The organism is Chitinophaga sp. 180180018-3, assembly GCF_037893185.1.
GTDB lineage: Bacteria > Bacteroidota > Bacteroidia > Chitinophagales > Chitinophagaceae > Chitinophaga.
Map to the genome: position 1 here is coordinate 6,957,055 of NZ_CP140772.1, position 24,959 is coordinate 6,982,013.

At 46.1% G+C, this 24,959-nt stretch carries 21 protein-coding genes; 10 read left to right on the forward strand and 11 right to left on the reverse strand.

All coding sequences use genetic code 11. The annotated features are described in order from the left end of the window. Positions 1 to 37: 37 nt before the first annotated feature. From UNH61_RS27275 to porU, 7 genes are all read right to left on the reverse strand, one after another. Positions 38 to 1,477, reverse strand: coding sequence for a peptidoglycan DD-metalloendopeptidase family protein (locus UNH61_RS27275; RefSeq protein WP_326995165.1), 1,440 nt, complete (start codon positions 1,475 to 1,477; stop codon positions 38 to 40). 90 nt (positions 1,478 to 1,567) lie between these two features. Beyond that, positions 1,568 to 2,404: a DUF4292 domain-containing protein gene (locus UNH61_RS27280; protein ID WP_339070422.1), complete on the reverse strand. Its 837-nt coding sequence runs from the start codon at positions 2,402 to 2,404 to the stop codon at positions 1,568 to 1,570. Between the two features lie 42 nt (positions 2,405 to 2,446). Next, the gene (locus tag UNH61_RS27285; RefSeq protein ID WP_326995167.1) at positions 2,447 to 4,186 is read right to left on the reverse strand and encodes a tetratricopeptide repeat protein; all 1,740 of its coding nucleotides are present in this window, start codon (positions 4,184 to 4,186) and stop codon (positions 2,447 to 2,449) included. A gap of 3 nt (positions 4,187 to 4,189) precedes the next feature. Next, positions 4,190 to 4,633: a dUTP diphosphatase gene (gene dut, locus UNH61_RS27290; RefSeq protein WP_326995168.1), complete on the reverse strand. Its 444-nt coding sequence runs from the start codon at positions 4,631 to 4,633 to the stop codon at positions 4,190 to 4,192. 186 nt (positions 4,634 to 4,819) lie between these two features. Then, positions 4,820 to 5,308 (reverse strand): 2-C-methyl-D-erythritol 2,4-cyclodiphosphate synthase, encoded by a 489-nt coding sequence (gene ispF, locus UNH61_RS27295; protein WP_326995169.1) that lies wholly within the window; start codon positions 5,306 to 5,308, stop codon positions 4,820 to 4,822. Between the two features lie 115 nt (positions 5,309 to 5,423). Beyond that, a complete protein-coding gene (gene porV / locus UNH61_RS27300; RefSeq protein WP_326995170.1) occupies positions 5,424 to 6,602 on the reverse strand; it encodes a type IX secretion system outer membrane channel protein PorV in 1,179 nt (392 codons plus the stop codon). Positions 6,603 to 6,707: 105 nt separating this feature from the next. Continuing rightward, entirely contained in the window at positions 6,708 to 10,118 is a 3,411-nt protein-coding gene (gene porU / locus UNH61_RS27305; RefSeq protein ID WP_326995171.1) for a type IX secretion system sortase PorU, read from the reverse strand. Between the two features lie 157 nt (positions 10,119 to 10,275). Here porU and UNH61_RS27310 point away from each other — a divergent pair, with 157 nt between their 5' ends. Further along, the gene (locus tag UNH61_RS27310) at positions 10,276 to 11,826 is read left to right on the forward strand and encodes an SUMF1/EgtB/PvdO family nonheme iron enzyme (RefSeq protein ID WP_326995172.1); all 1,551 of its coding nucleotides are present in this window, start codon (positions 10,276 to 10,278) and stop codon (positions 11,824 to 11,826) included. Between the two features lie 110 nt (positions 11,827 to 11,936). On the opposite strand, the gene bcp is transcribed toward UNH61_RS27310, so the two are convergent. Together bcp and UNH61_RS27320 are read right to left on the reverse strand one after the other, a co-directional pair. Then, on the reverse strand, positions 11,937 to 12,398 hold the full coding sequence (bcp, locus tag UNH61_RS27315; protein WP_326995173.1) for a thioredoxin-dependent thiol peroxidase: 462 nt from the start codon (positions 12,396 to 12,398) through the stop codon (positions 11,937 to 11,939). Positions 12,399 to 12,422: 24 nt separating this feature from the next. Next, on the reverse strand, positions 12,423 to 14,111 hold the full coding sequence (locus tag UNH61_RS27320; protein WP_326995174.1) for a peptidoglycan DD-metalloendopeptidase family protein: 1,689 nt from the start codon (positions 14,109 to 14,111) through the stop codon (positions 12,423 to 12,425). A gap of 249 nt (positions 14,112 to 14,360) precedes the next feature. Between UNH61_RS27320 and gldA the strand changes: the two genes are divergently transcribed. The 7 genes from gldA (at position 14,361) to UNH61_RS27355 (ending at position 20,090) form a co-directional block, all read left to right on the forward strand. Further along, positions 14,361 to 15,275 carry a gliding motility-associated ABC transporter ATP-binding subunit GldA gene (gldA, locus tag UNH61_RS27325; RefSeq protein WP_326995175.1) on the forward strand — a complete coding sequence of 305 codons (915 nt, stop codon included), beginning with the start codon at positions 14,361 to 14,363 and terminating at the stop codon, positions 15,273 to 15,275. 88 nt (positions 15,276 to 15,363) lie between these two features. Beyond that, a complete protein-coding gene (gene eno, locus UNH61_RS27330; protein WP_326995176.1) occupies positions 15,364 to 16,653 on the forward strand; it encodes a phosphopyruvate hydratase in 1,290 nt (429 codons plus the stop codon). A gap of 67 nt (positions 16,654 to 16,720) precedes the next feature. Further along, complete coding sequence (locus tag UNH61_RS27335; protein WP_326995177.1) at positions 16,721 to 17,032, forward strand: septum formation initiator family protein; 312 nt, start codon at positions 16,721 to 16,723, stop codon at positions 17,030 to 17,032. 111 nt (positions 17,033 to 17,143) lie between these two features. Beyond that, positions 17,144 to 17,362: a hypothetical protein gene (locus tag UNH61_RS27340; RefSeq protein WP_326995178.1), complete on the forward strand. Its 219-nt coding sequence runs from the start codon at positions 17,144 to 17,146 to the stop codon at positions 17,360 to 17,362. A gap of 28 nt (positions 17,363 to 17,390) precedes the next feature. Further along, positions 17,391 to 18,038 (forward strand): endonuclease III, encoded by a 648-nt coding sequence (gene nth, locus UNH61_RS27345; protein ID WP_326995179.1) that lies wholly within the window; start codon positions 17,391 to 17,393, stop codon positions 18,036 to 18,038. Positions 18,039 to 18,040: 2 nt separating this feature from the next. After that, complete coding sequence (locus tag UNH61_RS27350; RefSeq protein ID WP_326995180.1) at positions 18,041 to 18,757, forward strand: DUF2071 domain-containing protein; 717 nt, start codon at positions 18,041 to 18,043, stop codon at positions 18,755 to 18,757. A gap of 115 nt (positions 18,758 to 18,872) precedes the next feature. Then, positions 18,873 to 20,090, forward strand: a complete 1,218-nt coding sequence (locus tag UNH61_RS27355; RefSeq protein WP_326995181.1) for a nucleoside permease — start codon at positions 18,873 to 18,875, stop codon at positions 20,088 to 20,090. Between the two features lie 113 nt (positions 20,091 to 20,203). Here UNH61_RS27355 and UNH61_RS27360 read toward each other — a convergent pair whose 3' ends face one another. Both UNH61_RS27360 and UNH61_RS27365 read right to left on the reverse strand, forming a co-directional pair. Further along, positions 20,204 to 20,794: a DUF6134 family protein gene (locus tag UNH61_RS27360; RefSeq protein WP_326995182.1), complete on the reverse strand. Its 591-nt coding sequence runs from the start codon at positions 20,792 to 20,794 to the stop codon at positions 20,204 to 20,206. 135 nt (positions 20,795 to 20,929) lie between these two features. Then, positions 20,930 to 22,780: a 2-oxoacid:acceptor oxidoreductase subunit alpha gene (locus UNH61_RS27365; RefSeq protein ID WP_326995183.1), complete on the reverse strand. Its 1,851-nt coding sequence runs from the start codon at positions 22,778 to 22,780 to the stop codon at positions 20,930 to 20,932. A 280-nt stretch (positions 22,781 to 23,060) separates the two neighbouring features. Here UNH61_RS27365 and UNH61_RS27370 point away from each other — a divergent pair, with 280 nt between their 5' ends. Beyond that, positions 23,061 to 23,801: a Bax inhibitor-1/YccA family protein gene (locus tag UNH61_RS27370; RefSeq protein ID WP_326995184.1), complete on the forward strand. Its 741-nt coding sequence runs from the start codon at positions 23,061 to 23,063 to the stop codon at positions 23,799 to 23,801. Positions 23,802 to 24,169: 368 nt separating this feature from the next. Next, complete coding sequence (locus tag UNH61_RS27375; protein WP_326995185.1) at positions 24,170 to 24,916, forward strand: head GIN domain-containing protein; 747 nt, start codon at positions 24,170 to 24,172, stop codon at positions 24,914 to 24,916. Positions 24,917 to 24,959 lie beyond the last annotated feature (43 nt).

The following is a 24,959-nucleotide window of genomic DNA, read 5'->3' on the forward strand; positions in this document are numbered from 1 at the left end:
TATCACAATAGCTTTTTATTTTTTGCTTTTCTACAGATTATCTTCTCCGGATCCACTGTTCAGGATTCTGTTTGGTAATTCCTTTCCAGATCTGAAGCTCCACTTCACCGGTATTTTCAAGATCATTGGTGCTGGCAGTACCTATTACCTGCCCTGTTTTCACCATGTCGCCTTTCTTCACTTTTGTAGTCTGCAAACGTACATAAGTAGTAAAGTATTGTCCATGACGAATAATAATAACATAGCCTGATCCCGGCATCACCACTACCGATTTTACTTCCCCGTCGAAGATAGATTTTACCGCACCGCCTTTATTAGTGGCAATAACGATACCATCGGAAGGTACCTGGATATGTTCCATTACAGCATGCTGGTGGATACCGAAATGCTCAATGATATTCCCTGCATCTACCGGCCATGGGAGTTTTCCGCGGTTAGCCTCAAAGCTTTCGGACAGCGCAAGTGCTTCCGGGGTTGCTTCCAGTACGTTTTCTGTACGGGCAACAGGTTTTTCGGGTTCGGGCGCGGCTACCGGTGGCTTGGTAACTGGTTTTTCAGGAACTGCCGGAGTAGGTGTGGCGGCATTATTATTTTTAGCAGCAGCGGCGGCATCAGCTTTCGCTTTTTCTGCGGCGGCCAGTGCTGCAGCTTTCCGGGCTTCTTCTTCACGTCTCCGTTTTTCTTCCGCAGCTTTGCGGCGGGCAGCTTCTTCCTCTGCTGCTTTACGGCGCGCTTCTTCAATTTCCCTGCGAATTACCGCACGGATGGCGGCCTGTACTTTCTGGGCATCCTTGTTTCGCTGGTTAATATCTGCTACCAGCTCTTTTTCACGGCCCTTCAGTTTAGTTAATACCTGATCTTTTTCTTTTTTATCGTCTTCCAGAATCGTTCTTTGATCCTGCTCTGTTTTAAGGGCATCCGAACGTTTGGTACGCTGTGTTTCCAGGCCCTGAATCTTTTTATTCAGCTGTTCCTGTGTGGAAACGATGTTATCTGCCTGACGCCTGCGGTATTCCCGGTATTGTTTCAGATATTGAAAACGTTTTACCGCATCATTAAAACTCTGAGAGGAAAAAATGAAGTTCATCATGTCGTAAGACGACCGGTTCTTATAGGCGTACACTACCAGCTGGGCATATTGGGCCTTGAGGGTGTCCAGATCTTTCTGCAGGGTTTTCACATCCCTGGCCGCCGTGTTGATGTCTCCATTTATGAAGTTGATCTCTTCATTGATATTATTGATCAGACGGGTACGCAGCGTGATCTTATCACGCAGGGCACGCAATTGTCCGAGGCTTTCGCGGGTTGATTTTTTTGTCTCCTTTAATTGTTCGTTTGCTTCTTCTATCTCTTTTTGCAGCTCCCTTTTTCTACGCTCCAGCTCTTCCCGCGATTGTTGCTGTTGCCCACTATTCTGGGCAGCCAACATAGCCGGTACGAACCATAGCATCAATATAAACGGGATAATCTTCTTCAAATACAACATGACTTGTTTTAGTAACTGCAAATTAAATAAATATACAAACCTTTAATGGTTAAATGAAGCTAACATTTAACCAGCGGCCCCTTACATGCGTTTATAGTTGGCCGGCATGTTGAATGGGAAACTGAGTGGTATATCAAAATCGTAACGGGTGAAGTCCAACGCTACTTTGGTTACATTTTTCTCTTCTACGTATATACGACGTGTGGTGGAGAATTTCCGGCCAGCAACTTTCGTATAGTCGCCATATGTAAGCTCACAGGAACGCTTTGCAATGCCGGCACTATCCTTATCCATCACTTTGCTTTGCTGCAGTCCGTAATCATCTGCAAACACATTAAACAGGCTCACGAACTTTGCATGATCGCAACTAAACGAAATAATAGATGGTGTTTTAACGACCTGATAAACAGAATCCGTAAGATAGATCGGATTACCGATCAGCAGATCCTGCAGGGTCTGGAAATCAAAAGGTATATCCAGCAACTGCTCAGCATCTGCCATCTTACGGAGAAACAGTTGCTTGTCGAGCCTGTTATACATTTTAAGACTATCAGGTGTTATCACGGCTCTTACTACCTCATCCACAATCGGTGCTGATATCGACACCCAGATAATGCTGTCTTTCTTGATCCTGAAAGTCGCATTCAGGTTATTATGGCTTTTTTTATCACTTTCAAAAGCCAGTTTTACCCGGCCGGAAAACGTATTGAAATCAATATGATTTACATGAATTCCTTTCAGCATTTCGCCGGTAAAGCGATTTAATTCTTCATTAGATGCACTGTCTTTTACAGCTACCACCCTACCTGTGTCCGCTGCCGGGAAAGAATTCCGTGCCAGCTGTTTAGGATGACGGCAAGCCGCCATACCAAGACCAATCATTATAATTAAAAACGTGACTATATTTTTCCTCTCCATTGAGTAATGAACTTAAGGCTGATGACTCTTTGCGCCGCCAGCTTATTGAATATATCTTTTTTCAGCAATCTTACGTGCAAGGCCTACAGAGGAAGCTCCTTTGTCTTTGGCCATCTGCCAGTATTCTACTGCTTTTGTAACTTCTTTCAGATTAAACAGGATATCCCCATAATGCTCCAGCACATTCGGATTCTTCTGGGCTTCCGGATACTGCAGTGCTTTTTCTATCCACTGCCTTGCTTCCGTGAATTTTTCCTGCCTGAAGAGTATCCAGGCGTAAGTATCCATAAATGTCGGGCTATCGGGTTCTAATTCGAGCGACTCCTTCGACAGTTCCGCGGCGTGGTCAAGATTTTCGCCGCGCAGTGAGAGGTAGTAACTGTAGTTGTTCATGATCAGGGCATCTTTCGGGCGTAAGAGCAATGCCCGTTCGTAGGCACTGTCTGATAGCCTGTGTTGCCCGGTTGCATGATACGAATCTCCCAGCAGGGAGTAAATATCCCCCATGAATTTCTTATCGCCGTTGCCGATTTCCAGTGCGGTGTTCAGAGAACTGATAGCATTGGGGTATTGTTGCAACAGAAAGCTCGCTACTCCTTTGAAGTAATAGCCCATAAATTCTTTGGGAAATTTTGTTGTTACCGTATTACTGAGCGTAAGCAGGGCGGTAGGATCATCTTTACGGGAATAGATCCACATCAGCTGATACCATACAGAAAAACGGGATTCATCCAGGCTGAGTGCTTTTCTGTAGCTGATTTCAGCACTATCGAGCATATCGGCCTGAGAGAACATATCTCCACGCAATGCAAATGCTTTGGCATCTTTGGGATGCGCCCTGATAATAAGATCGGTGAGCTGTAGTCCTTCACTGAGCTTTGTGGTATCAAGGCTCATCATTTGCAGGTAAGGATATACGAAAGCCACTTTTTCATCAATGCTGTAATCAGAATTGGCGAAAGCTTTTTTCAGATTATCCCAGTAGGTGACCATATCATTGTGCTTACGCGCATAAGTGGCCAGGGCAATCAGCGCTCTGGGATTATCAGGATCTTTTGTCAGGATATTGCAGTATACATCTGCTGCATCTTTTTCCCGGTCGTTTGCATCGAATATTTCAGCGAGCAGGTAATAATAGCGGGTTTCCTCCGGAGATTGGCTGATCAGTTTTTTTACTTCCGCTGCGGCCTCATCTACCATACTCATTTTCAGCAGCAGTTTCTGTTTCTGATAGATCAGTTCTTCCACTACCCCTACTTTCTTTTCCAGCTCGTTGAAGGTAGCTAATGCAGAAGCAGGTTTGTTGGCTTTCGCCAGCAGTACTCCCTTGTTGTAGAGATAATCTTCATTACCCGGATACTTTTTTGACAGTGCATCATAAACGATAGCGGCACTGTCGAACCGGGCATTAACCGCATAGGCATCTGCCAATGTCACCTGAAACCAGTGATTCTGGGGATCCAGCGTAACTGCTTTCCGGGCAAAGCTCAGGGCTACGGCCGGGTTCTGCCCATCTGCCATGAGTAAGCGCGCCAGCTCGTAGTTAACCGTAGCATTATTCTTATTCAACCGAAGATAATCTGAATACTGTGTGATAGCAGTACGGAAGTCGCCAAGCATTTTCGAGCGCTGGGCGGCAAAGAAAAGACTATCCGACCGCTGCGCAAGCACAGCAGCATTCCTGACGGAGGTATTTTCGTGGGAAGCAGATTGCTTTGCCCCGCTGCACGCTCCCATCAGTAAAACGCCAGTCAGCCCTATAACGGTGAACAGTATCCGCATTTGTCAGGATTTGCCCGTGTGTCCAAAACCACCTGTACCTCTTTCAGTTTCAGTCAGCACTGTTACTGGTTCGATTACTGCCTGAATAAAAGGGGCAATAACCATTTGGGCAATGCGGTCACCAGGCTGTATTATTTGCGGTTCGTTAGATAAATTGATCATAATGATCTTGATTTCTCCCCGATAATCCGCATCTATCGTGCCGGGTGTATTCAGCAGGGTGAGCCCCTGTTTGATAGCCAGTCCGCTCCGTGGCCGCAGCTGCGCCTCGTAACCTGCTGGCAGTTCCATAAACAGGCCGGTGGGTATCAACATTCTTTCCAGAGGCTGTAAGGTGACAGCTGTTTCCAGGTGAGCGCGAAGATCCATTCCTGCCGCATCTTTAGTCGCATAGGCCGGCAATTCATTACCAGACTTATTGATAATTTTCACTATAATATCTGCCATTGAACAAAGATATTTGAAATAATTACAAATCAGGAATGAAGAATTAAGAATGAGTGCGAAGATATCTGTGAATAGAAATTTTTATATAAAAAATATATCTTTATTTATCTATCTATATATCAAAATTTTACATTCACTAATATCTTCACACTCCTTCTTAATACTTCATTCATCATTCATAATTCTTCACTGGGTGATGTGCTCCAGCAAAACAACTGCATGCGCTGTAACACCTTCTTCACGGCCAACAAATCCAAGTTTCTCGGTGGTGGTGGCCTTTACAGATACATCTTCGATACCTATATGCAATATTTCAGCGATTACTGCCTGCATGGAGGCTACGTATGGTTTAATCTTCGGCGCCTGTAAACAAAGGGTACTGTCTACATTTACCACCTGGTACCCCTTTTCCCCTATCAACTGGGCACAACGGGTCAGTAATATCTTGCTGTCGATATTCTTGTAAGTGTTGTCAGTATCCGGGAAATGCACTCCGATATCTCCCAGGGAAAGCGCGCCCAGCATAGCATCACATATGGCATGCAACAATACATCTGCATCGCTGTGGCCAAGCGCTCCTTTATGGTGCGGCACCAATACTCCGCCCAGCCAAAGTTCCCGTCCCTCAACCAACTGGTGGAAATCTACCCCTAATCCGATACGTATCCTGCTCATAGTTTAGTTATTTTATCTTTTTGCCAATTCGCAAGGTAAGGCAATAAAAATAAAAATCCCTCCGCAATGCGAAGGGATTACACTATTTACATGATTAAAATCAACTATCTGTTTATTACCAGCCTGTCCGGCTGTTATCATCCTTCCGGCCCAGATCCACTGTTAGTGTAAAACGCAGGGTGTTCGACAGCGGATTTCGCTGAATACCGCTACCAGAGGGCACCAGGTAGGAGAAGTTTAAGCCAAAGCCTTCATACTTAATACCTACACCGGCAGTAAAGTATTTACGATTGCCTTTGTTCTTGTTTTCATTAAAATATCCGGCCCGAACAGCCAGCAGGTTACTATACCAGTATTCCATACCAACAGAATACATTAACTCCTGTAATTCTTCCTTAAATCCACCAGGGGCATCGCCGAAAGAACTGAATATTCCTTCCAGGCTGCTCTTTTCCTTATATTTCCCGGCAGAATCGGGGGTAGGCACCAGCAGTTTGTTAATGTCTAATGCAAAGGTAAGCTGGTTCTGCTCATCCAGCGAAACGGTATAAGCACTTCCGATTGCGAGATTGGTTGGCAGAAAGTCTTTATTCACTGCAGAACTGAGGTAAGATATTTTAGTACCGATATTGCTGATAGACATACCGATATTCAACCTGTTCACCAATCCGTCGGCCTTCTCAAAATCTTTCGTATAGAATCCTGACAGGTCTGCTGCAAAAGCCTTACCTGGCCTAATGATCACACTATTGGCACTTTGGCCGCCTGCAAGATTAGAGTAGATATAACGGGCAGTTAATCCTATTCCGAAATGATCAGATAATTTGCGGGCATACCCCATATCAAATGCCAGCTCACGGGGTCTGAAATCGCCTGTGGGAGTACCGGTGATATCTGTAAAATTGATGGTCCCCAAAGAAAAATAACGCAATGAAGCACCTAATGCCTGCTTATCATCCAGCTTCTTAAATCCCGAAAGGTTAGCCAGGAAAACGTCATTCACCAGCTCTTTCAGCCAGGGAGTATAGGTCACTGCAACGCCGGCATCATTATCTGCGAACGGCAGTTTAGAAAGGTTATTATAAATAGAATTTGCGTCCGGCGACAATGCTACTCCCACATCTCCCATAGCTCCGCTGCGTGCATCCGGTGTAATTCTCAGAAATGGAACTGCGGTGTTGATGACATTTGTACGCCCATCTGTCTGCCCGGGGTTTGAAATCTGAGCTGAGGCTTTAAAACTTATGAAAGTACCGTAAATGAACACAAGGCCCATTGTTACCTTTCGGATCATGCAGTTTTCGTATTTGATAAGGATGTAAAAATAATCTTAATTATTAATATAATACAGAAAGGGGGTTTAATTGGGATAATGGTAAAAATTATTGTTATGCATAGGTCAATATAAAACCAACTTACCGCCCCGGATCTTCGTTCCCGTTGATGTTTTAATAATCAACCTGTATACATATAGTCCTGCAGACAATTTTGCTCCCGAATCACTACGTCCATCCCAGGGCATGCCATCAAAACGACCGGCAGTGGAATTTATTGTGCTACGCAAAGTTTTCACCAGTTGTCCTGTTATCGAGAACACCTGCAACGTCAACTGGAGCTCTCCATTCTGTTGATTGTGTACAAATGTAAAACGCGTTATGTCGTGAAAAGGATTAGGGTAATTTCTCACCTCATCCACTGCCAGCGACCCCGATGCTGCTACTTTAAAGAAAACTGTTGTGGTGGCAGCATTGTTGTAAACATCCCACGCTTTAATGGTAATCCTGTGTGCACCTGTCGACATCCCGTTCAGGGGAAACAATATGCTTCCTTTTCTATAACTGTCCAAAGATGCTTCAAAATAATCATTTAAAACAATATATTCTGTGCTATCGATAATGGCTGTAATACGGAATTGTTCATTATTCCCCGAGATATCAATTCCATTGCTGGCGCTTATGTCTGCGATCAATAACGGATCCGGACCGGTTATCCCTCCATTCCGGAAACTACGACTATCCAACCAGGCGCTTATTACCGGCCCTGACGACTTTTTAACGGGATCAGGTGAAAGGCCACCGGTGGTAAAGTTATCAAAATATCCACCTCCATCACGCACATTATTACTGGTGTAATAGCTGATCTTTCCCCTTCCGGCACCTTCGCGAAGGTACTGCGGTGCCACAAATGTAAGGGAAAACTTTCCACTGGCAACAGTTTGTGTGCCCTGGAACAATATGTTGCGTTGCAGAGAATAAGTGGCCGCCTGGCTCCCCTGGTCGTTCCCCCTGGTTTTCAGTACAGCAGGCTTATCATAGATCGTGGTATATAATATTCCGCTGTAGTCATTGATCAGGTTACCGCGGGCATCTGTAATATGGCCACTGATGGTGTACAATCCCAGCCCCTTCAGGGTATCTACGCCATCTGCCACACTTCGTCCATTGATACTGTCGGTCACCACCCTGTATACGGGGAACGCCAGGGCCAGTGCCGGGTCGCCGAGTAGTTGAAATTTCCTGTTATTGACGGCATCCGCGGATGTATTATAGGTAAGATTTTTAGCCACCATGGCGGCTGTGCCAAGAGCCGGCAGCTTTCCGTCGGCCATTGGAGAAAAAGCAGCTTTCAGGTAGTTGGCGTTCATCAGCTGATTAGAAGCCGCAAACACCGCGCGGGTAGTAGTCATTAGGGCAATGGCTCCTCCACTGTGCCGAAGAAGAACTTTGTGCCCGAGGGAAGTAATTCCGGGATCATCGAATGGAGCGAAATCGCAGGTAGCCGTAATAAACAGCGGGAGTGCATTTTCATTATGCCAGGCATCGATGCTGCCGACATCCATGATATTTTCGGCAGCCAGGCGGGAGCTGCTGCCATGCCCTGAATAATTCAATACCAGGGTTCCATTGTTGATAGCAGCGGCGATGGCTTTATTCACTTCTGGAGAAACGGGTCCGGACGCTCCCTGCTCTTTAGGGTAAGCATCGATGTAGATCTTGCCGGTATTTACCTGTTTCGCGTTATCTGCAACCACTTCACTCATCTTTTCCGCATCTCTGAAATGCAGGTTATCGTCTCCATCATCGGCAATCAGTGTTACGCGGTTACGCCACACGCCAAAGGAAGAAGGCTGCAGGTAGCGCGCAATTTTGTCGACCATCAGCCCTGCTTCAGCCGCATTTCTGGCCGGTATTCGGCCAATGCCGATATCCAGCCGGTCAGGCGTACCAGTACTGTTAATATCTGCCTCATCTTTCAATATCCCGAAAAAATCGTCGGAAACATAAGAACGGATGGCATCCAGGGAGGCATAGCTTTGCCAGGAGGGGATGTCATTTGTATTATTTTTTACCCGTTGCCGGTAATCGTACGAAGCAGCCCCGAAAAGCAACAGATAGCGCAAGGCCGGCCCCCGGTCCCATACCATTTTCACGTAATTGCGGATGGCTGTAGGATCCGGCGAGCCGGATGCAAATTCATTATAAATCTGATCAACAGTAACTACGTTTACCTGCAGCTGATCTGCAGAACGATGGAGAGCTGCCAGCCGCTCTGCTGCCGGCCGGAGTGCGGGAGTAGTGATGATCAGCATATCGGCGGCCGGAAGCCCATGCAGGTCCTGATTAGCAATAGTTCCGGCAAAGGATGGCGCTACAGCAGCCTGTGGGTTAAATACCACAAATTCATGTAAACGGTCATTTGCACCGGCAAACTGCAGGGAATCGCCTGCCTGCACAGTATACACGGATACAGGGTGCTGTGGATCTGTCACGTCCCACACCTGCGTCTGACTATTGGTATTATGCAGAGTGAACAATGAATTTCCGCCACTACCCAGTAAATGGGCGCTTCGGAAGCTCAGTTGTCCGGATGAGGGAAGTACCAATGGGCACCGGGCCTGCACCTCTATGTAATCGAGCCATCCATGATCATTGATATTACCTGGCACGAATTCAACTCCCACATCCAGCTCCGGCCCGCGGGCACCAGCGGTACCGGTACCAGCAGCGGCAGTGGCCACACCTTCGAATACATTATCTGTAACCGGCAACAGATACAGGTTACTGACCGCGGCAGCACCATTAACGGTTGCATTGAAATTACAGCCACTCCCGCTGCGGGCGGCTACCCGTAGTGTTATGGCTGCGGATCCTTCGGGAGGGGCTGGCAGCTGAAACCGGTAACTTTGGGTCAACCCGGCTACTTTGCTGAATTCCTGCCCCCACCATTGCTTTCCACTGTTGAGGAAGTTCATGCTGTCGCGCTCATAGAAATCGTGGTAATCAAATGTGCGTTCAGATTGGCCTGTGGGCTGAACGGATGGGGCTATCGCCATTCTTGCCCCGGTACCTGCCACGGTAATGAAGTACCAGGCTGTATCGGCATAGAGATTATGCTGGTGGCTATAGGTACCGAAGCTGGTGTTATATTGCCAGCTATGTGACCCGGGTGCGTAGAAAAGGGCATAATCATCCCCATCGAATATCCCGTCGCCTCCGTCATTCACATACAGATCTGTTTCGGGCGGATCATCGTACTGAAAGGCATTCACTGCTTCTCCGAGCATTTGTCCGCCGTAACCATATATCCTGAGGGCAGTGGAAGGTAATTGCCTGGTATCTACCCCCATACTTCTCAGCAGGGCTGCACTGACCTTACAGATACCGGGAGCACTAACGGCCACTTTATACCAGGAGCCGGTTGCCAGCACAGAATTTTTTTTATACTGCCGTAAACTGCCTTGGGCATATATTCCATGCCTGCCCGGGAAGAATACCAGGAATATTCCAATAAAAATATAACTGAGTTTCATTACCTTGATCGCTGTTTTACGGACGATTGATGCCTACAGCCCTCCCTTGCCTGGGAAGACGATTGGCAGCAAATTACAAATTAATTTTTTTCGCCATAAAATAAAAAAGAGTACATTTGCGTTTACTGTAAATATACCAGACATAAAGCTGTATCGCATGCCTAGATTAACCTCTTTATCATTGCTCGTAGGTACCAGCGTAATGCTATCCATGAGTGCCTGTCATAAGGACGGCGGGGGACTTTTCGGTAAGAAGAAGCAATCTTCTTCCGCTACCGGCTGGAACTATAACGACCAGAAAATGGGCGGTTTCAGCGTAGCTAAAAATGTAAACCAGCAAACGGGTCCGGGCCTTGTTTTTGTGCAGGGTGGTACTTTTGCCATGGGAGCTACTGAACAGGATGTAATGGGCGACTGGAATAATATTCCGCGCCGCATCACTGTTTCCTCTTTCTACATTGATGAATCTGAAGTTGCCAACGTACACTACCGTGAATATTTATACTGGTTGAACCGTGTGTATGGGGAATCTTTCCCGGATGTATACCGCAATGCCCTTCCTGATACCCTGGTTTGGCGTAGCGAGCTGGCTTACAACGAGCCTTTGGTGGAATACTATTTCCGCCACCCGGCTTATAACGATTATCCGGTAGTGGGTGTAACCTGGAAACAGGCCAATGATTACTGTAAATGGCGCTCTAACCGTGTAAACGAAAAGTTGCTGATGGATAAAGGCCTGCTTTCCAAAGCAGATGTTAACAATCAGTCAGACGACAATACTTTCGATACCAAATCCTATACTGCCGGTCTTTATGAGGGCACACCGGGAAAAATGTCAAAAGGCGCAAAAAGTCAGTTTAAAAATGCCGACGGAACTCCTCGTCATGCTGCATTTGAAGACGGTATCATGTTACCTGCCTACCGCCTTCCGACAGAAGCTGAATGGGAATATGCGGCTTTAGGATACATAGGTCAGAACCCCGGCCCTTCCAAAAAAGAAGGCAAACATGGGGAAGAGCTGATCATGAACAAACAGGTATATTCCTGGGGCACCAATACCAGCGGGCTGCGTGATATACGCCGTGGCAACATGCAGGGTCAGTTCCTGGCCAACTTCAAACGTGGCTCCGGTGATAACATGGGTGTGGCCGGAGGTTTGAACGACCGTGCTTCTATTCCGGGCCCTGTCCGCTCATTTTATCCCAACACATTCGGTATCTATAACATGTCCGGCAACGTAGCTGAGTGGGTACTGGATGTATACAGGCCGCTCAACCCAATCGACGGGGAAGACTTCAACTACTTCCGTGGTAACAAGTTCCAGACTGTTTATATGAATGAAAATAAAGAGTTTGAAAAAGACAGTCTTGGCCACCTGAAAATGCGCGATGTAACTGATGAAGAAAGCGCCAACCGCCTGAACTATCAGAAAGGTGACGTGATCAACTACCTGGATGGTGACTCTTTGTCACAGGTAGAATATGGCTATGGTGTTACTTCGCTTATCAATGATAAATCCCATGTGGTAAAAGGTGGTAGCTGGAACGACCGTGCTTACTGGCTCTCTCCGGGTACCCGCCGTTATATGCAGGAAGATATGGCCACCAACACGGTAGGTTTCCGTTGCGCAATGGACCGCGTAGGTAGCCCTGAAGGTAACAAGTTCAAAACCGGTAACCTGTTCAGGAAACAAAGACAGAAGAGATAATTAAGAATTAAGAATATAGAATTAAGAAATAAAGAGAAGGCCTTAGCGATTATTATTATCTGCTAAGGCCTTCTCTTTATTTCTTAATTCTATATTCTTAATTCACCTCTCTACTTCCACAACTCCAATATCTCCTGCGTATGATTCGCCGTATCCGGTCGTGTGATGATATGGGCAATTTTTCCGTGCTCATCGATCAGGAAGGTAGTACGATGGATACCGTCATATACTCTGCCAAACATTTGCTTTTCGCCCCATACCCCATACTGGTTTACGATTTTCATATCTTCATCGGCCAGTAGCGTAAATGGAAGATCATATTTTTCAATGAATTTCTGATGGCTCTTTTCGGAATCAGTACTTACACCTACTACTGCATAGCCTTTTTTTAGCAACTCGTTGTAGTTATCGCGCAGGTTGCATGCCTGGGCAGTACATCCCGGTGTCATGTCTTTCGGATAAAAATACAAGACCACTCTTTTACCTTTGAAATCAGTCAGTGACACAGTTTTACCGTGTTGGTCCTTTCCTTTAAAAACCGGAGCTTTATCGCCTTCTTGTAAGTGGGTCATATGCTTAATGATGTAGTTTATTTGTTAGCGTTTGAATGTTACGGAATAACGTCCTGTGTTGCCGGCAACATCCGTTACTTTGAATACCAGCGTGTGGGTACCAGGCTGGCAATGTTCGTCGAATGTATAGGTAAGTATGTTACCCCTGCGGGAGAACATCAGCCATTTGCCATCCAGCTCTGCACGATAGCTTTTAATGCCACTGGCATCATTCATGGCAAACGCAATTTTACCGGCTTTGGAAAGGTTCGCACCTGGCTTTACCCCAATGGGCGTGATTTTAGGAGCAATGGTGTCTACTTCCAAATGGAAGTTTCCAAAATCCCGGAATGTACCCTTATACCAGCCGTTTTCGAACGTAGTGCCCGATGTGCTGCTGCCCTGTCCTTCCCTCACCATTACCACCTTTGATTGCAGCTGTTCAGGTACCTGGCGGGAAGGCCGGAGCCTTACATCAAAGTAATCGTGCACTGGTATGAGTGCATTGTGCAAATGATAAATGTTGGAGTAATATTTTGCAGATTCTGCCGGAGTTTCCAGGTAATTAAAGCAGATTTTATCATACAATGCCTGTTCATCGAGGTAGAACTCTACCTGGTTATTTTCAAAAATATTGCGGGAATCCGGAAACATGGTATTGGCGCAAACCTTGTCGGGAGCCTCGTTACCTGAAAACTGGAGCGCCAGTTTTACGGTAGAAGTATTACCATAGGCATCTTTCACGAGCAATTTCACATCATGCACCCCACCGTCTGAAAGATCGATAGTACCATCTCCTTTCAGATCGTGATAGATATCAAGTTTATTGCCCGGAAGCGAGAACACTAGCTGATAATACGGGCCTCCCCCCTTTTTAATTTTATAGTCGATATGCGCGTTGAGATAACGGGTTTCATCATATCCGATATTGTCCAGCTGGAAATCAATATCGGGCTGATTATTCTGATAGAGCGTAACTTCATAGATACCGTAGATATTACCAGTGTTCATACGGTCGATGGCATTCAGCCCCAGGCTCACTTTCTTAGCATTCACCCTGATCACCGGCTGGGCGGTTACATACTCTCCGCCTGCTTTCTTTACAGCCATCGTAACCGGTTGCTGCTCATAGATGCTTTTTTCCCTGTCATATACAGCAATACGAGATACATCAGGAGCATGGGTATCGGCAATATCGAATCCGAACAAGAGAGGATTCAGGGGTTTTTCTGTTTGTGTATTCCGGATTTCGAAATGAAGATGCGGGCCTGCAGAACCGCCGGTATTACCGCTCCAGGCAACAAAATCCCCTTTCTTTACAGGGAACATCCCGGCAGGGATCTCAAGATCACTGGCCCAGCTTTCAGCCTGGTATTGTTGTTTCTTCACATACTGCTGCAGCGCCGGAAAAAAGGCATTCAGGTGCGCATAAACAGTCGTGTATCCATTGGGGTGAGTAATGTATAGCACATTGCCAAAACCCGTGTGGGAAACACCTATACGGCTGACGTAACCATCGGCCGCGGCATGAACGGGCAGATTCTCCCTTTGTTCTGTTTTGATATCCATCCCCGAGTGGAAGTGATTGGGACGCAGTTCACCAAAGTTACCTGCCAGCACGATGGGAATATTCAACGGGTTCCTGAAATAACCTTGCGGATAGTCCTTTACCGGAATGGATTGCGCCTGTAACAATTGTGGTAGTAAACAAAATAGACCAATGACTCTCTTCATAATATGCAAATGTAGGGAAAACAGATTTTTTACTACCCGGTAACAGGGGGATTAACAGCGTTTTATAAAATCATGGGGCAATCCTTTATAAAACAAGGCTTTCCCAACCACAGTTTCGTATGCCCGTTACCGTTTAAAAATTACCACCGGTATATTTGTAACTGCAGGCATCGCACCCAAAACCCAGCGTTAAAAACAGATATATCCTCATTTTATAGTACATTAGTTCCCGCAAAATATGCATCGTACATGTCGATCCAGGTATCAGCGCTTACTAAAATATATGGCGAACAGCGGGCGGTAGACGCGATCTCCTTCTCGTTGAAGAAGGGAGAGATTACCGGTTTCCTGGGGCCAAACGGGGCAGGTAAATCCACCACCATGAAGATGATTACCGGCTTCCTGCCACCCACCAGTGGTCAGGCCAGTGTATGTGGATTCGATATTGTATCGCAATCGCTCGAAGTACGGCGCAGGGTTGGCTACCTGCCTGAATCGAACCCACTGTATTACGATATGTATGTAAAGGAATTCCTGGAATTCATAGCGGGTATACATCAGCTGGGCAAGGCGGGACCGGAGCGGATCGCGGAAGTTATCCGGCTCACAGGGTTGCAGCCGGAACAGCATAAAAAAATAGGCGCCCTCTCTAATGGCTACAAACAGCGCGTAGGGTTGGCCCAGGCACTGCTGCACGACCCGGAAGTGCTGATCCTCGATGAGCCCACTACCGGCCTTGATCCCAATCAGCTGGCCGATATCCGGCAACTGATAAAGGAACTTGGCGCCAATAAAACGGTGATACTTTCCACGCACATTATGCAGGAGGTAGAGGCGCTTTGCGACAGGGTCATCATTATCAACAAGGGTAAGATCATTGCTGATGATAAATTATCATTACTTCAGCAAAACAGCACTCAAAATGGATATTTACAGGTTACCTTTGCCGAACCGGTCACGGAAGCAGAATTAATGACCATTGAGGGAGTGACCAGGGTGGCTGCCCGGGAAGACCATAGCTGGCAGCTGTTTACCAGCGAGGTGGATGGAGTGCGAAAAAACCTGTTGCAATTTGCTTTGATAAATAACCGGAACATACTTTCTTTGCATAGCAATTCGCAAAGCCTGGAAACAATATTCCGGGAATTAACGAAGAACGCCTGATAATTGAGCTGTTAACTGTTGGATAGTGGTCTTTTAAGAGCCCAAAGCCAGGCGTAGCATAAACTAACAAATACTAATATTTCGAATTATGAGTATTATTTCAGAAATCCATGCCAGGCAGATCCTCGACAGCCGTGGTAATCCTACAATCGAGGTTGATGTAACCACAGAAGACGGACATTTTGGCCGTGCTGCCGTTCCTTCCGGCGCATCTACCGGTAAACACGAAGCAGTAGAGCTGCGCGACAATGATAAGAGCGTTTACATGGGTAAAGGTGTATTGCAGGCTGTTAAAAATGTAAATGACATCATTGCTGAAGAGCTGATTGGCTGGGAAGTTACTGATCAGGCCGGTATCGATAAGATGCTGATCCAACTGGATGGTACTCCGAACAAAGCAAAACTGGGTGCTAACGCTACCCTGGCAGTAAGTATGGCCGTAGCCAAAGCTGCTGCTGAAGAAAGCAATCAGCCACTGTACCGTTACCTCGGTGGTGTGAATGCATTCACCCTGCCTATTCCGCTGATGAACATCATCAACGGTGGTGTGCACGCTGATAATAAAATCGACTTCCAGGAATTCATGATCGTACCGGTAGGTGCTCCTTCTTTCTCAGAGGCACTGCGCTGGGGTACTGAAATCTTCCACCACCTGAAATCTGTACTGAAAAAGAAAGGTTACAGCACCAACGTAGGTGATGAAGGTGGCTTTGCTCCTGAAATCCAGAGCAACGAAGAAGCCATCGAAACTGTACTGGAAGCAATCAAAGTGGCCGGCTATGAGCCTGGTACCCAGGTAGCTATCGCCCTGGATGCTGCCAGCAGCGAAATGTACGATGAAGCTACTAAATCTTACAAGTTCTATAAGAGCTCCCAGAAAGTGATCAGCAGCGACGAAATGGTTGCCTACTGGACTGAATGGGTAAACAAATATCCTATCGTTTCTATCGAAGACGGTATGGCTGAAGATGATTGGGAAGGTTGGAAAAAACTTACCGACGCTATCGGCAAACGCGTACAGCTGGTAGGCGACGACCTGTTCGTTACCAACGTATTGCGTCTGAAAGAAGGTATCACCAAAGGTATCGGCAACAGCATCCTGATCAAAGTAAACCAGATCGGTACTGTTACTGAAACGATCGATGCGGTAAACATGGCGCATAAAGCAGGCTATACCTCTATCATGAGCCACCGTTCCGGCGAAACTGAAGATACTACTATCGCCGACCTCGCCGTAGCACTGAACTGCGGCCAGATCAAAACCGGTTCTGCTTCCCGTACCGACCGTATGGCGAAATACAACCAGTTACTGCGTATCGAAGAAGCACTGGGAGAGGTAGCTATCTACCCTACCAACGCTATCGGCGTAAAAAAATAATTTTTCGTTTTTGAATATTTAATGGCCGGAGCGTGCTCCGGCCATTATTTTTTTGTAATTTGCCTGCATGTCGAATTGGAAGTCCATAAAGCTGCCTAAGTTCCTGAAGAACAAGTTCTTCATAGCATTTGCTGCTTTTGTAATCTGGATCGCTTTTCTCGACAAAACTAACCTCATGTCGCAGTACCAGTACCAGACAGAAGTGAATAAACTGGAAAATCAAAAGGATTTCTTCATCCAGGAAATAAAGCAAACCCGCGAAGAACAACAGGAGCTGCTGTCGAGCCCCGAAAAACTGGAAAAATTTGCCCGGGAAAAATACTATATGAAAAAGGATAATGAAGACCTTTTCATCATCTCCCCCTCCCAACAGAAATAAGCCTCAGCTCTCTATTGCAGGTCTTAAAAATTTATCTTAAATTAACAATAGATTCTTCCCCATTTTCGTTATAAAAACAGAACCTATTTTTTGGTATTAAAATAATAATGCATGAGTAATTTTACACTTTCTGTACTGTCTACCCTGTGTCTTGTTACAAAAAGTGATATCAAACATTACCAGGAGGAACTTTCTTTAACCCGGGAAGAGCAGGCAAGCTTTGAAGACAGCAAAGCAGCGCTCAATACAGTATGCTACTCGCCCCGGCCGGCCACATTGCAGTTTATTTTCGACTATGCTGCAGGCAAGGTAGCACGCGAAGAAGAGTAGTATTTTTCATTTTTCCTATCTTTATGGCATGACTCAAAAAGAGCGTTATGCATTCGTTCTCAAGTACTTTGAGGAACATGCGCCCAATGCCGAAACTGAACTTATATACGATAATCCATACCAATTGCTGGTTGCCGTAATTCTGTCGGCCCAATGCACTGATAAACGGGTGAATATGACCACCCCTGCTATCTTTGAAAGGTACCCGGATGTATATGCGCTCAGCAAAGCCACCTTCGATGATCTTTTCCCGTTGATCAGAAGCATCAGTTACCCGAATAACAAAACCAAACACCTGATAGGCATGGCCCGGATGGTGGTAGAGGAATTTAACGGAGAAATACCGGCCACCGTTGCGGAGCTCATAAAGCTGCCCGGCGTAGGCCGCAAAACAGCCAACGTAATCACTTCGGTGGTACATCAGCAACCCAATATGGCTGTAGATACCCACGTATTCCGTGTATCTGCACGTATTGGTCTTACTACAAACGCTAAAACCCCGCTGCAGACGGAACTACAGTTGCTGAAGCATATACCACAGGAGCTGGTGCATATTGCGCACCACTGGCTGATTCTGCACGGGCGTTATACCTGCCTGGCGCGAAGCCCGAAATGTGGCGAATGCGGACTAAGGCCAGCCTGTAAATACTACGCAAAACTTGTAAAAGCCGGATAATCATGCGCCCGTTCCTGACTGCAGCCTGGAGAAACCTGCTGATGCTCAATTTTGAAGCAGATCCTTCTGTATTGCTACCCTACCTGCCTGCACACACTGAGCTGGATACCTGGAATAATATCCATTATGTAAGCCTGGTAGGATTCCTGTTTGAAAACACACGGGTAAAAGGAATCAGTCTGCCCGGGCATAGGACCTTTCAGGAAGTGAACCTTCGGTTCTATGTGCGGTACAAAGAGGGAAATGACTGGAAAAGAGGCGTGGTATTCGTGAAAGAACTGGTGCCACGGCCACTGATCACGTTCGTAGCAAATACCCTTTACAAAGAACATTACGCTACTCATCAGATGGCGCATAACTGGGAATTCCCGGATGATGCCACATTAAAAGTTTCCTACCGGTGGAAAGTGGGGGAAGAATGGAACCATGTGAGCGCCACAGCACTACAGTCCGGCCAGGCGATTACCGGTGACAGTGAAGCCGCATTCATTACCGAACATTATTGGGGTTACACCCGGCTGAACAGTGATACTTCCGGAGAATATGAGGTGACCCATCCTAAGTGGCTGGTACACCCGGTTACCCACTATGATTACCACTGCAGCACCCGCTTACTTTATGGAGCAGCCTTTGAAAACATATTACAGCAATCGCCCCGGAGTGCGCTGCTGGCTGCGGGTTCCGATATAGCAGTTATGCCCGGAAGAAAGATCCGGTAAATACCTGATGAACCTGTAAAGTTTCTTTTATCCATCATTATTTTGGAAGACAGTTATCAAAATTTTACTATCTTAAACGGTTCATCAAGATTCAATTTCTAAAGCATTAGCCGTTATGAGACCAGTCGTCAGGATTCAACTTTCTTTTATGATGTTCCTCGAATTTTTCATCTGGGGAGCATGGTTTGTTACATTAGGCACCTTTGTACTGAAGAACCTGCAGGACACAACCGACAGCCAGGTAGGCGTAGCCTTTTTAACCCAATCGATCGGCGCCGTGATAGCCCCTTTCATCGTGGGTATTATTGCAGACAGGTTTATCTCTGCTCAGATAATCCTGGGCGTCATACATCTGATAGGCGCTGCCTTACTGTGGACCTGCTCAGGAATGACCAGCTTTGATAGTTTTTATCCTGTATTACTGGCGTACATGATCCTGTATATGCCTACGCTGGCGCTGGTAAATTCCATCTCCTTCAGGCAGATGAGTGATCCCAGCAAGGAATTTTCTTTTATTCGTGTATTCGGCACCGTTGGATGGATCATTGCCGGATTGCTGATCGGTTGGTTGCAGTGGGAAAAATCAAACACGCTCGACTATACTTTTAAAATGGCAGCAGGAGCGTCTCTCCTGCTGGGGCTGTTCAGTTTCACGCTTCCCAAAACACCTCCTGCGAAAAAAGGAACAGAGATTTCTGTCAAAGAGATACTCGGCCTGGATGCTATCCGTATGTTGAAGAACCGTTCTTACCTGCTGTTCTTCCTCGCATCTATCGCTATCTGTATTCCACTGGCATTCTATTATAACTTCACCAATCCGTTCCTGAATGAAATTGGCATGAATGCAGCTGCCGGCAAACAATCGATGGGACAAATGTCGGAATTCCTGTTCATGCTGGTAATGCCGCTGTTCTTTGCCAGGCTGGGTGTAAAGAAAATGCTGGCACTGGGCATGCTGGCCTGGGTTATACGCTACACATTGTTTGCATACGGCAATATCGATGCTAATTACTGGATGCTGATCGTTGGCATTGTATTACATGGTATCTGCTACGACTTTTTCTTCGTGACCGGCCAGATCTATACCGACAGAGTTGCAGGTGAAGAATTTAAAAGTTCCGCCCAGGGATTTGTTACCCTGGCCACCTATGGAGTAGGCATGCTGATTGGGTTCCTGATTTCAGGGCCTATTGTAGAAGCATATAAAACCGGCAATACTCACAACTGGCACAGCATCTGGCTGATTCCTGCCAGTATAGCCGCAGTAGTGTTGGTACTGTTCATGCTCTTCTTCCGTGACAACAACAAGGATAACACCGTCGTTAAACATTAATCTCATTCAAACGCAGATAGTGAAAAAGAGCTTATAGCTTTTTAGGCCTTATAAAAGTGCAGCGAAGATTATTGGATAATCTTCGCTGCACTTTTATAAGGCCTCTTTACGAATTAACTAACCTTAACAAAAACAGCTTTCCCGAAGGTGTGGTTTACCTCTACAAGCACCAAAGCACCATTCTCATATTTATATATATTTTTCTTCCCTTCGGGCAATATCAGTTCATACATACCTCCTCCTATTGCCTTTAATGGCAGAAAGCGGCCCAGCGTTTCTGAAAACACCCTGTTTACATGCCTGGGCTCAGCAAAATACAAATCTGCTACACACGACTCTATTTCTGCGTTATCAAGCACAGATTGTTCTCCGTTCATAGTAATCGTATAGTCTTTACCGTTACGGCGGGTAGTTGTTTGTCTGTCTTCCCCGGTTTTGCCGGAAATACGGGAGGAGCGGGCAACAGTAAGTATATTGTTGTTGTATTCATTGACAATGTCGCTGTTTATCTTCGACAACATTACCTGTATACGCGTTTTGATAATGATGCTTTTATTGTCGCCATTCAGTTTTCGGTTAGCTTCAATGGTACCTACAGCATGGTTTGCGATACGCACCTCAAAAGTATTGGTCTGGGCACTGACCGGCAAATACAACACAGCTACTGTTATAACGTTAAACAATACACGAAAAAGGTTACTCATAATAAAAAACTTAATCCTGATAATACAGGGAAGCAGTAGCTGCAAATAGCTTCCCTGTATTGGAAAATACAAAAAATCCTGTCACGATGGACAGGATTTTTTATTGTGTGTATTGAAATAATATATAGCGATGCTTTATGCGAGCATTTCCCTGATTTTGGTTACCAGTTCGCCTTTGGTGATAGGTACACCCATGATCTTGTTATATCCTTGTGCATCAATAAGGTATTGATCACGGATAATCTTGATCAGTTGTCCGTTATTGATTTCAGGGATCAGCACCTTATCATAACTATGCAGGATCTCGCCCAGGTTCTTAGGGAACGGACGCAGGTGCCTCAGGTGGGCGTGTGCTACCTGATGACCTTCTGCGAGCAGTTCCAATACCGCGCTTTTAATGGCGCCATAGGTAGAGCCCCAGCCCAGCACCAGTATTTTTCCTTTTTCTGGTCCGAGCTCTATCTTTTGTAATGGAATGTGTTCTGCGATCTTGTCTACTTTTTCCTGGCGGATTTTCACCATCAATTGGTGGTTTTCAGGGTCGTAGCTCACGTTTCCGGTGATATTTTGCTTTTCCAGTCCGCCGATCCGGTGCTCCAGTCCGGGTGTACCGGGAACAGCCCAGGGGCGTACGAGGTTTTCGTCGCGGTGGTAGGGCAGAAACTGCTCCTCTCCTTCTTCCAGTCCTTTTTTGAATTTCACTTCAATGGAAGGCAGGTCGGCAGCTTTCGGGAAGCGCCAGGGCTCTGCACCATTGGCGATGTAGCCGTCGCTCAGGAAAATAACCGGCGTCATATGTTTAACCGCTATGCGGAAAGCTTCGAACACTGCTTCAAAACAGTCGGCTGGTGTGGACGCTGATATCACAGGCATCGGACATTCACCGTTACGGCCATAATAAGCCTGCAGAAGGTCCGACTGCTCGGTTTTGGTAGGCAACCCCGTAGAAGGGCCTCCACGTTGAATATCCACTATCAGTAACGGAATTTCGAGCATTACTGCCAACCCCATGGCTTCGCCTTTCAGTGCCATACCCGGGCCGGAAGTAGTGGTGATGCCCATATGGCCACCGTAAGAAGCTCCAATAGCAGAAGTAATACCTGCTATTTCATCTTCCGCCTGGAATGTGCGGATACCGAAATTCTTGAATTTGCTCAGTTCGTGCAGGATATCGGAGGCCGGTGTAATCGGATAGGTTCCCAGGAACAGGGGCAGATTGGATTTCTGCGAAGCCGCTACCAGTCCGTAAGCCAGCGCGGTATTTCCGGTAATGCTGCGGTAGGTACCTGGTTCCATCCGGGCTTTCTCCACGCGATAGCGGGTAGAAAAGGCTTCCACGGTATCTGCAAAATTGTAACCGGCGTGCAGCACTTTCAGGTTGCTTTCCAGAATCTCCGGTTTTTTACCGAATTTATCCTTCAGGAAGTTTTCGGTGCTTTCCATATTACGATCATACAACCAGTAGAGGAATCCAAGCACGAACATGTTCTTTGCACGGTCTTTCTCCTTCATGCCCAATGAAGTATCTTTCAATGCTTCGCGGGTCATTTTGGTCACGTCCATGGTATGAAGCTGGTAATCAGCCAGCGAACCATCCTCCAGGGGATTGATCCCTTCCGGATAGTTGGCAAGCCGCAGGTTCTTGGCATCGAAACCATCTGTATTGGCGAGGATGATCCCGCCTTTTTTCAACCCCTTCAGGTTGGCTTTCAACGCAGCTGCGTTCATCGCCACGAGCACGTCGCAGGCATCGCCCGGAGTGAATATCCTGTTGGAGGAGAAATGCAGCTGGAAACCGCTCACCCCGGGCAAAGTACCTATTGGGGCACGGATTTCAGCAGGAAAATCAGGGAATGTGCTGAGGTCATTTCCGACCAAAGCGGTATTATTTGAGAATTGGGTACCTGTTAACTGCATCCCATCACCACTGTCGCCGGCAAACTTTATCACGACGTCTTCCAGTTGTTGAATCGAGGTATTGGACATCTATTTAGTTCTTTTAAAGTCTACATTTAAGGATGTAAATTTAGTCAATCGGATGGTAGTAATACCACATCTGCAAAGATTCTCCCGATTTGAGCACAAAAGTACACAACTTTGGTAGACTATTAAAGATAAAACGCGCCATTCCCATTACTTCTGGTTATGGGTAATAACGGGAAGTTATCGTTATAAAAAAATGCTAATTTTGATGAATAGGCCGGTTAACGCTGTGCCGGAACAAAATGAAATCGTATTTTTAACCCATAAATTTAAACTATACTTTATGGCACTATTTCAATCGAACAACCCTGTACTGAAACAAAGTGTATTCGACAAAGCCCCTCACCTGGCGGGAGAAACCATGACCATCCGTGGTACTGTGAATAAAATGTCTTTTCTGCTGGTGATGCTGATGGCGGCGGCTGTTTTCTCCTGGGGACAGTTTATGAGAGGCAGCGGTACAGTAATGCCATTGATGATCGGGGGCGCTTTTGGCGGTTTCGTACTGGCTATGATTATTATTTTCAAGAAAGAATGGTCTGGTTATCTTGCGCCGGCCTATGCTATAGCAGAAGGTTTATTCCTCGGAGCGGTATCGGCGGCGTTTAACGCGCAGTGGCAGGGCATCGTGCTGCAGGCAGTAGGGCTCACTTTCGGTACTTTCATCGCCATGCTGGTACTGTATCGCACCGGTGTTATCCGGGCTACAGAGCGTTTCAAATCTATCGTGATCACTGCAACGATGGGTATCGCCATCTTTTACCTGATAGCGATTGTGCTCCGTCTTTTCCACATCGAAATGCCACTGATCCACAGCAGCGGTACATTTGGTATCATATTCTCGCTGGTAGTAGTGGGAATTGCTGCCATGAATCTGATTTTGGATTTTGATATGATTGAGCAGGGTGCAGCACAGGGTGCTCCCAAGTATTTTGAATGGTACGCTTCATTCGGGTTGATGGTAACCCTGGTATGGCTGTACCTGGAAATACTTCGCCTGTTGAGCAAATTGAACAGAAGATAATATCAGCGTTATAAGCTGTAAAAAGGCCGTCACACTACATGTGACGGCCTTTTCTTTATTTGGCGTCCCGGTAATTATACAAACCAATTGTTAATATCTTCCAAATGATATGTTAAAGCAACGGTTACCTGAATTTTGTGGCACCGTAATTGCAAAAACAAGTTATAACAGGAAGTTCACAACTTCTGAATGACATAAGAGCAATAGTTTGTTTTCATAGGGGTTAATCAAAAGCCGGTGCCGTACGTCTGTACGGCCGGCTTATTTCTTTTAAGCCCCTTTCTTCCAAAAAAATTATTTTCTTCCATAGGGGTAACTGTTTCTATAGACGTCATTTTTTCAGAGTAAGTATCTGTAAAATGAAATTTATGAAGAAACAGGTCATTATTACGTATACCAGCTTGAGTGTTGGATGGTTACTGTTGATGATAGCCATCTTCAGTATCATATTATCCGGGTGTACCCGCGACAATATTACCGGATCCGGTAATATTGTTTCCGAAATCCGCCCTACCGGCCCTTTCACGGATGTGGAAGTATCCGGCCCATTTGAGGTACATCTGCTACAGGAAAATACCAGTGCAGTGGAATTAAGGGCAGAAGATAATATTATCGGGGCCATTGAAACCGGCATACACAACAATAGTTTATTTGTAAGGATGCGAAACAATGTGAATATCAGGCGCCATAAACCCATCAAAATCTATGTACACAACCCTATCTATCAACGGGTAAAGTTTGATGGTTCCGGATCATTGGATAATAAGGACACCTTACGTACTTCCCTTTTCAAATATGAACTGAATGGCGATTCCGATGCCAGTCTGTTGCTGGCGGCCAACGACCTGAACACTACCATCAACGGGTCCGGTAATATTGCGTTAAAAGGCAGTGCCAATAGCATCGACAGCGACATCAATGGCGACGGCAACATTGCGGCAATAAATATGGAAGTGCAGAATGCCAATATCACTATCCGTGGATCCGGAGAACACACTATACTGGTCAGGAAACACCTGGATGCCCGTATCTATGGCAGTGGTAATATTTATTATTCAGGGAATCCGGGAATAACACTGGATGTGAAAGGATCCGGGCATGTTATCAAACAATAATTTCGTATATCCTCGACTGTTATACTGTCTGTGTTTATATTAA

Excerpts from the sequence above, each read along its gene's own strand:
- eno (WP_326995176.1), top strand. The coding sequence starts at position 15,364 with ATGAGTATTATTTCAGAAATCCATGCCAGGCAGATCCTCGACAGCCGT.
- porU (WP_326995171.1), bottom strand. The coding sequence starts at position 10,118 with ATGAAACTCAGTTATATTTTTATTGGAATATTCCTGGTATTCTTCCCG.
- dut (WP_326995168.1), bottom strand. The coding sequence starts at position 4,633 with ATGGCAGATATTATAGTGAAAATTATCAATAAGTCTGGTAATGAATTG.
- UNH61_RS27335 (WP_326995177.1), top strand. The coding sequence starts at position 16,721 with ATGTCGAATTGGAAGTCCATAAAGCTGCCTAAGTTCCTGAAGAACAAG.
- UNH61_RS27375 (WP_326995185.1), top strand. The coding sequence starts at position 24,170 with ATGAAGAAACAGGTCATTATTACGTATACCAGCTTGAGTGTTGGATGG.
- nth (WP_326995179.1), top strand. The coding sequence starts at position 17,391 with ATGACTCAAAAAGAGCGTTATGCATTCGTTCTCAAGTACTTTGAGGAA.
- UNH61_RS27360 (WP_326995182.1), bottom strand. The coding sequence starts at position 20,794 with ATGAGTAACCTTTTTCGTGTATTGTTTAACGTTATAACAGTAGCTGTG.
- UNH61_RS27320 (WP_326995174.1), bottom strand. The coding sequence starts at position 14,111 with ATGAAGAGAGTCATTGGTCTATTTTGTTTACTACCACAATTGTTACAG.
- gldA (WP_326995175.1), top strand. The coding sequence starts at position 14,361 with ATGTCGATCCAGGTATCAGCGCTTACTAAAATATATGGCGAACAGCGG.
- UNH61_RS27280 (WP_339070422.1), bottom strand. The coding sequence starts at position 2,404 with ATGGAGAGGAAAAATATAGTCACGTTTTTAATTATAATGATTGGTCTT.
- UNH61_RS27285 (WP_326995167.1), bottom strand. The coding sequence starts at position 4,186 with ATGCGGATACTGTTCACCGTTATAGGGCTGACTGGCGTTTTACTGATG.
- UNH61_RS27340 (WP_326995178.1), top strand. The coding sequence starts at position 17,144 with ATGAGTAATTTTACACTTTCTGTACTGTCTACCCTGTGTCTTGTTACA.
- porV (WP_326995170.1), bottom strand. The coding sequence starts at position 6,602 with ATGATCCGAAAGGTAACAATGGGCCTTGTGTTCATTTACGGTACTTTC.
- UNH61_RS27355 (WP_326995181.1), top strand. The coding sequence starts at position 18,873 with ATGAGACCAGTCGTCAGGATTCAACTTTCTTTTATGATGTTCCTCGAA.
- bcp (WP_326995173.1), bottom strand. The coding sequence starts at position 12,398 with ATGACCCACTTACAAGAAGGCGATAAAGCTCCGGTTTTTAAAGGAAAG.
- UNH61_RS27350 (WP_326995180.1), top strand. The coding sequence starts at position 18,041 with ATGCGCCCGTTCCTGACTGCAGCCTGGAGAAACCTGCTGATGCTCAAT.
- UNH61_RS27365 (WP_326995183.1), bottom strand. The coding sequence starts at position 22,780 with ATGTCCAATACCTCGATTCAACAACTGGAAGACGTCGTGATAAAGTTT.
- UNH61_RS27310 (WP_326995172.1), top strand. The coding sequence starts at position 10,276 with ATGCCTAGATTAACCTCTTTATCATTGCTCGTAGGTACCAGCGTAATG.
- ispF (WP_326995169.1), bottom strand. The coding sequence starts at position 5,308 with ATGAGCAGGATACGTATCGGATTAGGGGTAGATTTCCACCAGTTGGTT.
- UNH61_RS27370 (WP_326995184.1), top strand. The coding sequence starts at position 23,061 with ATGGCACTATTTCAATCGAACAACCCTGTACTGAAACAAAGTGTATTC.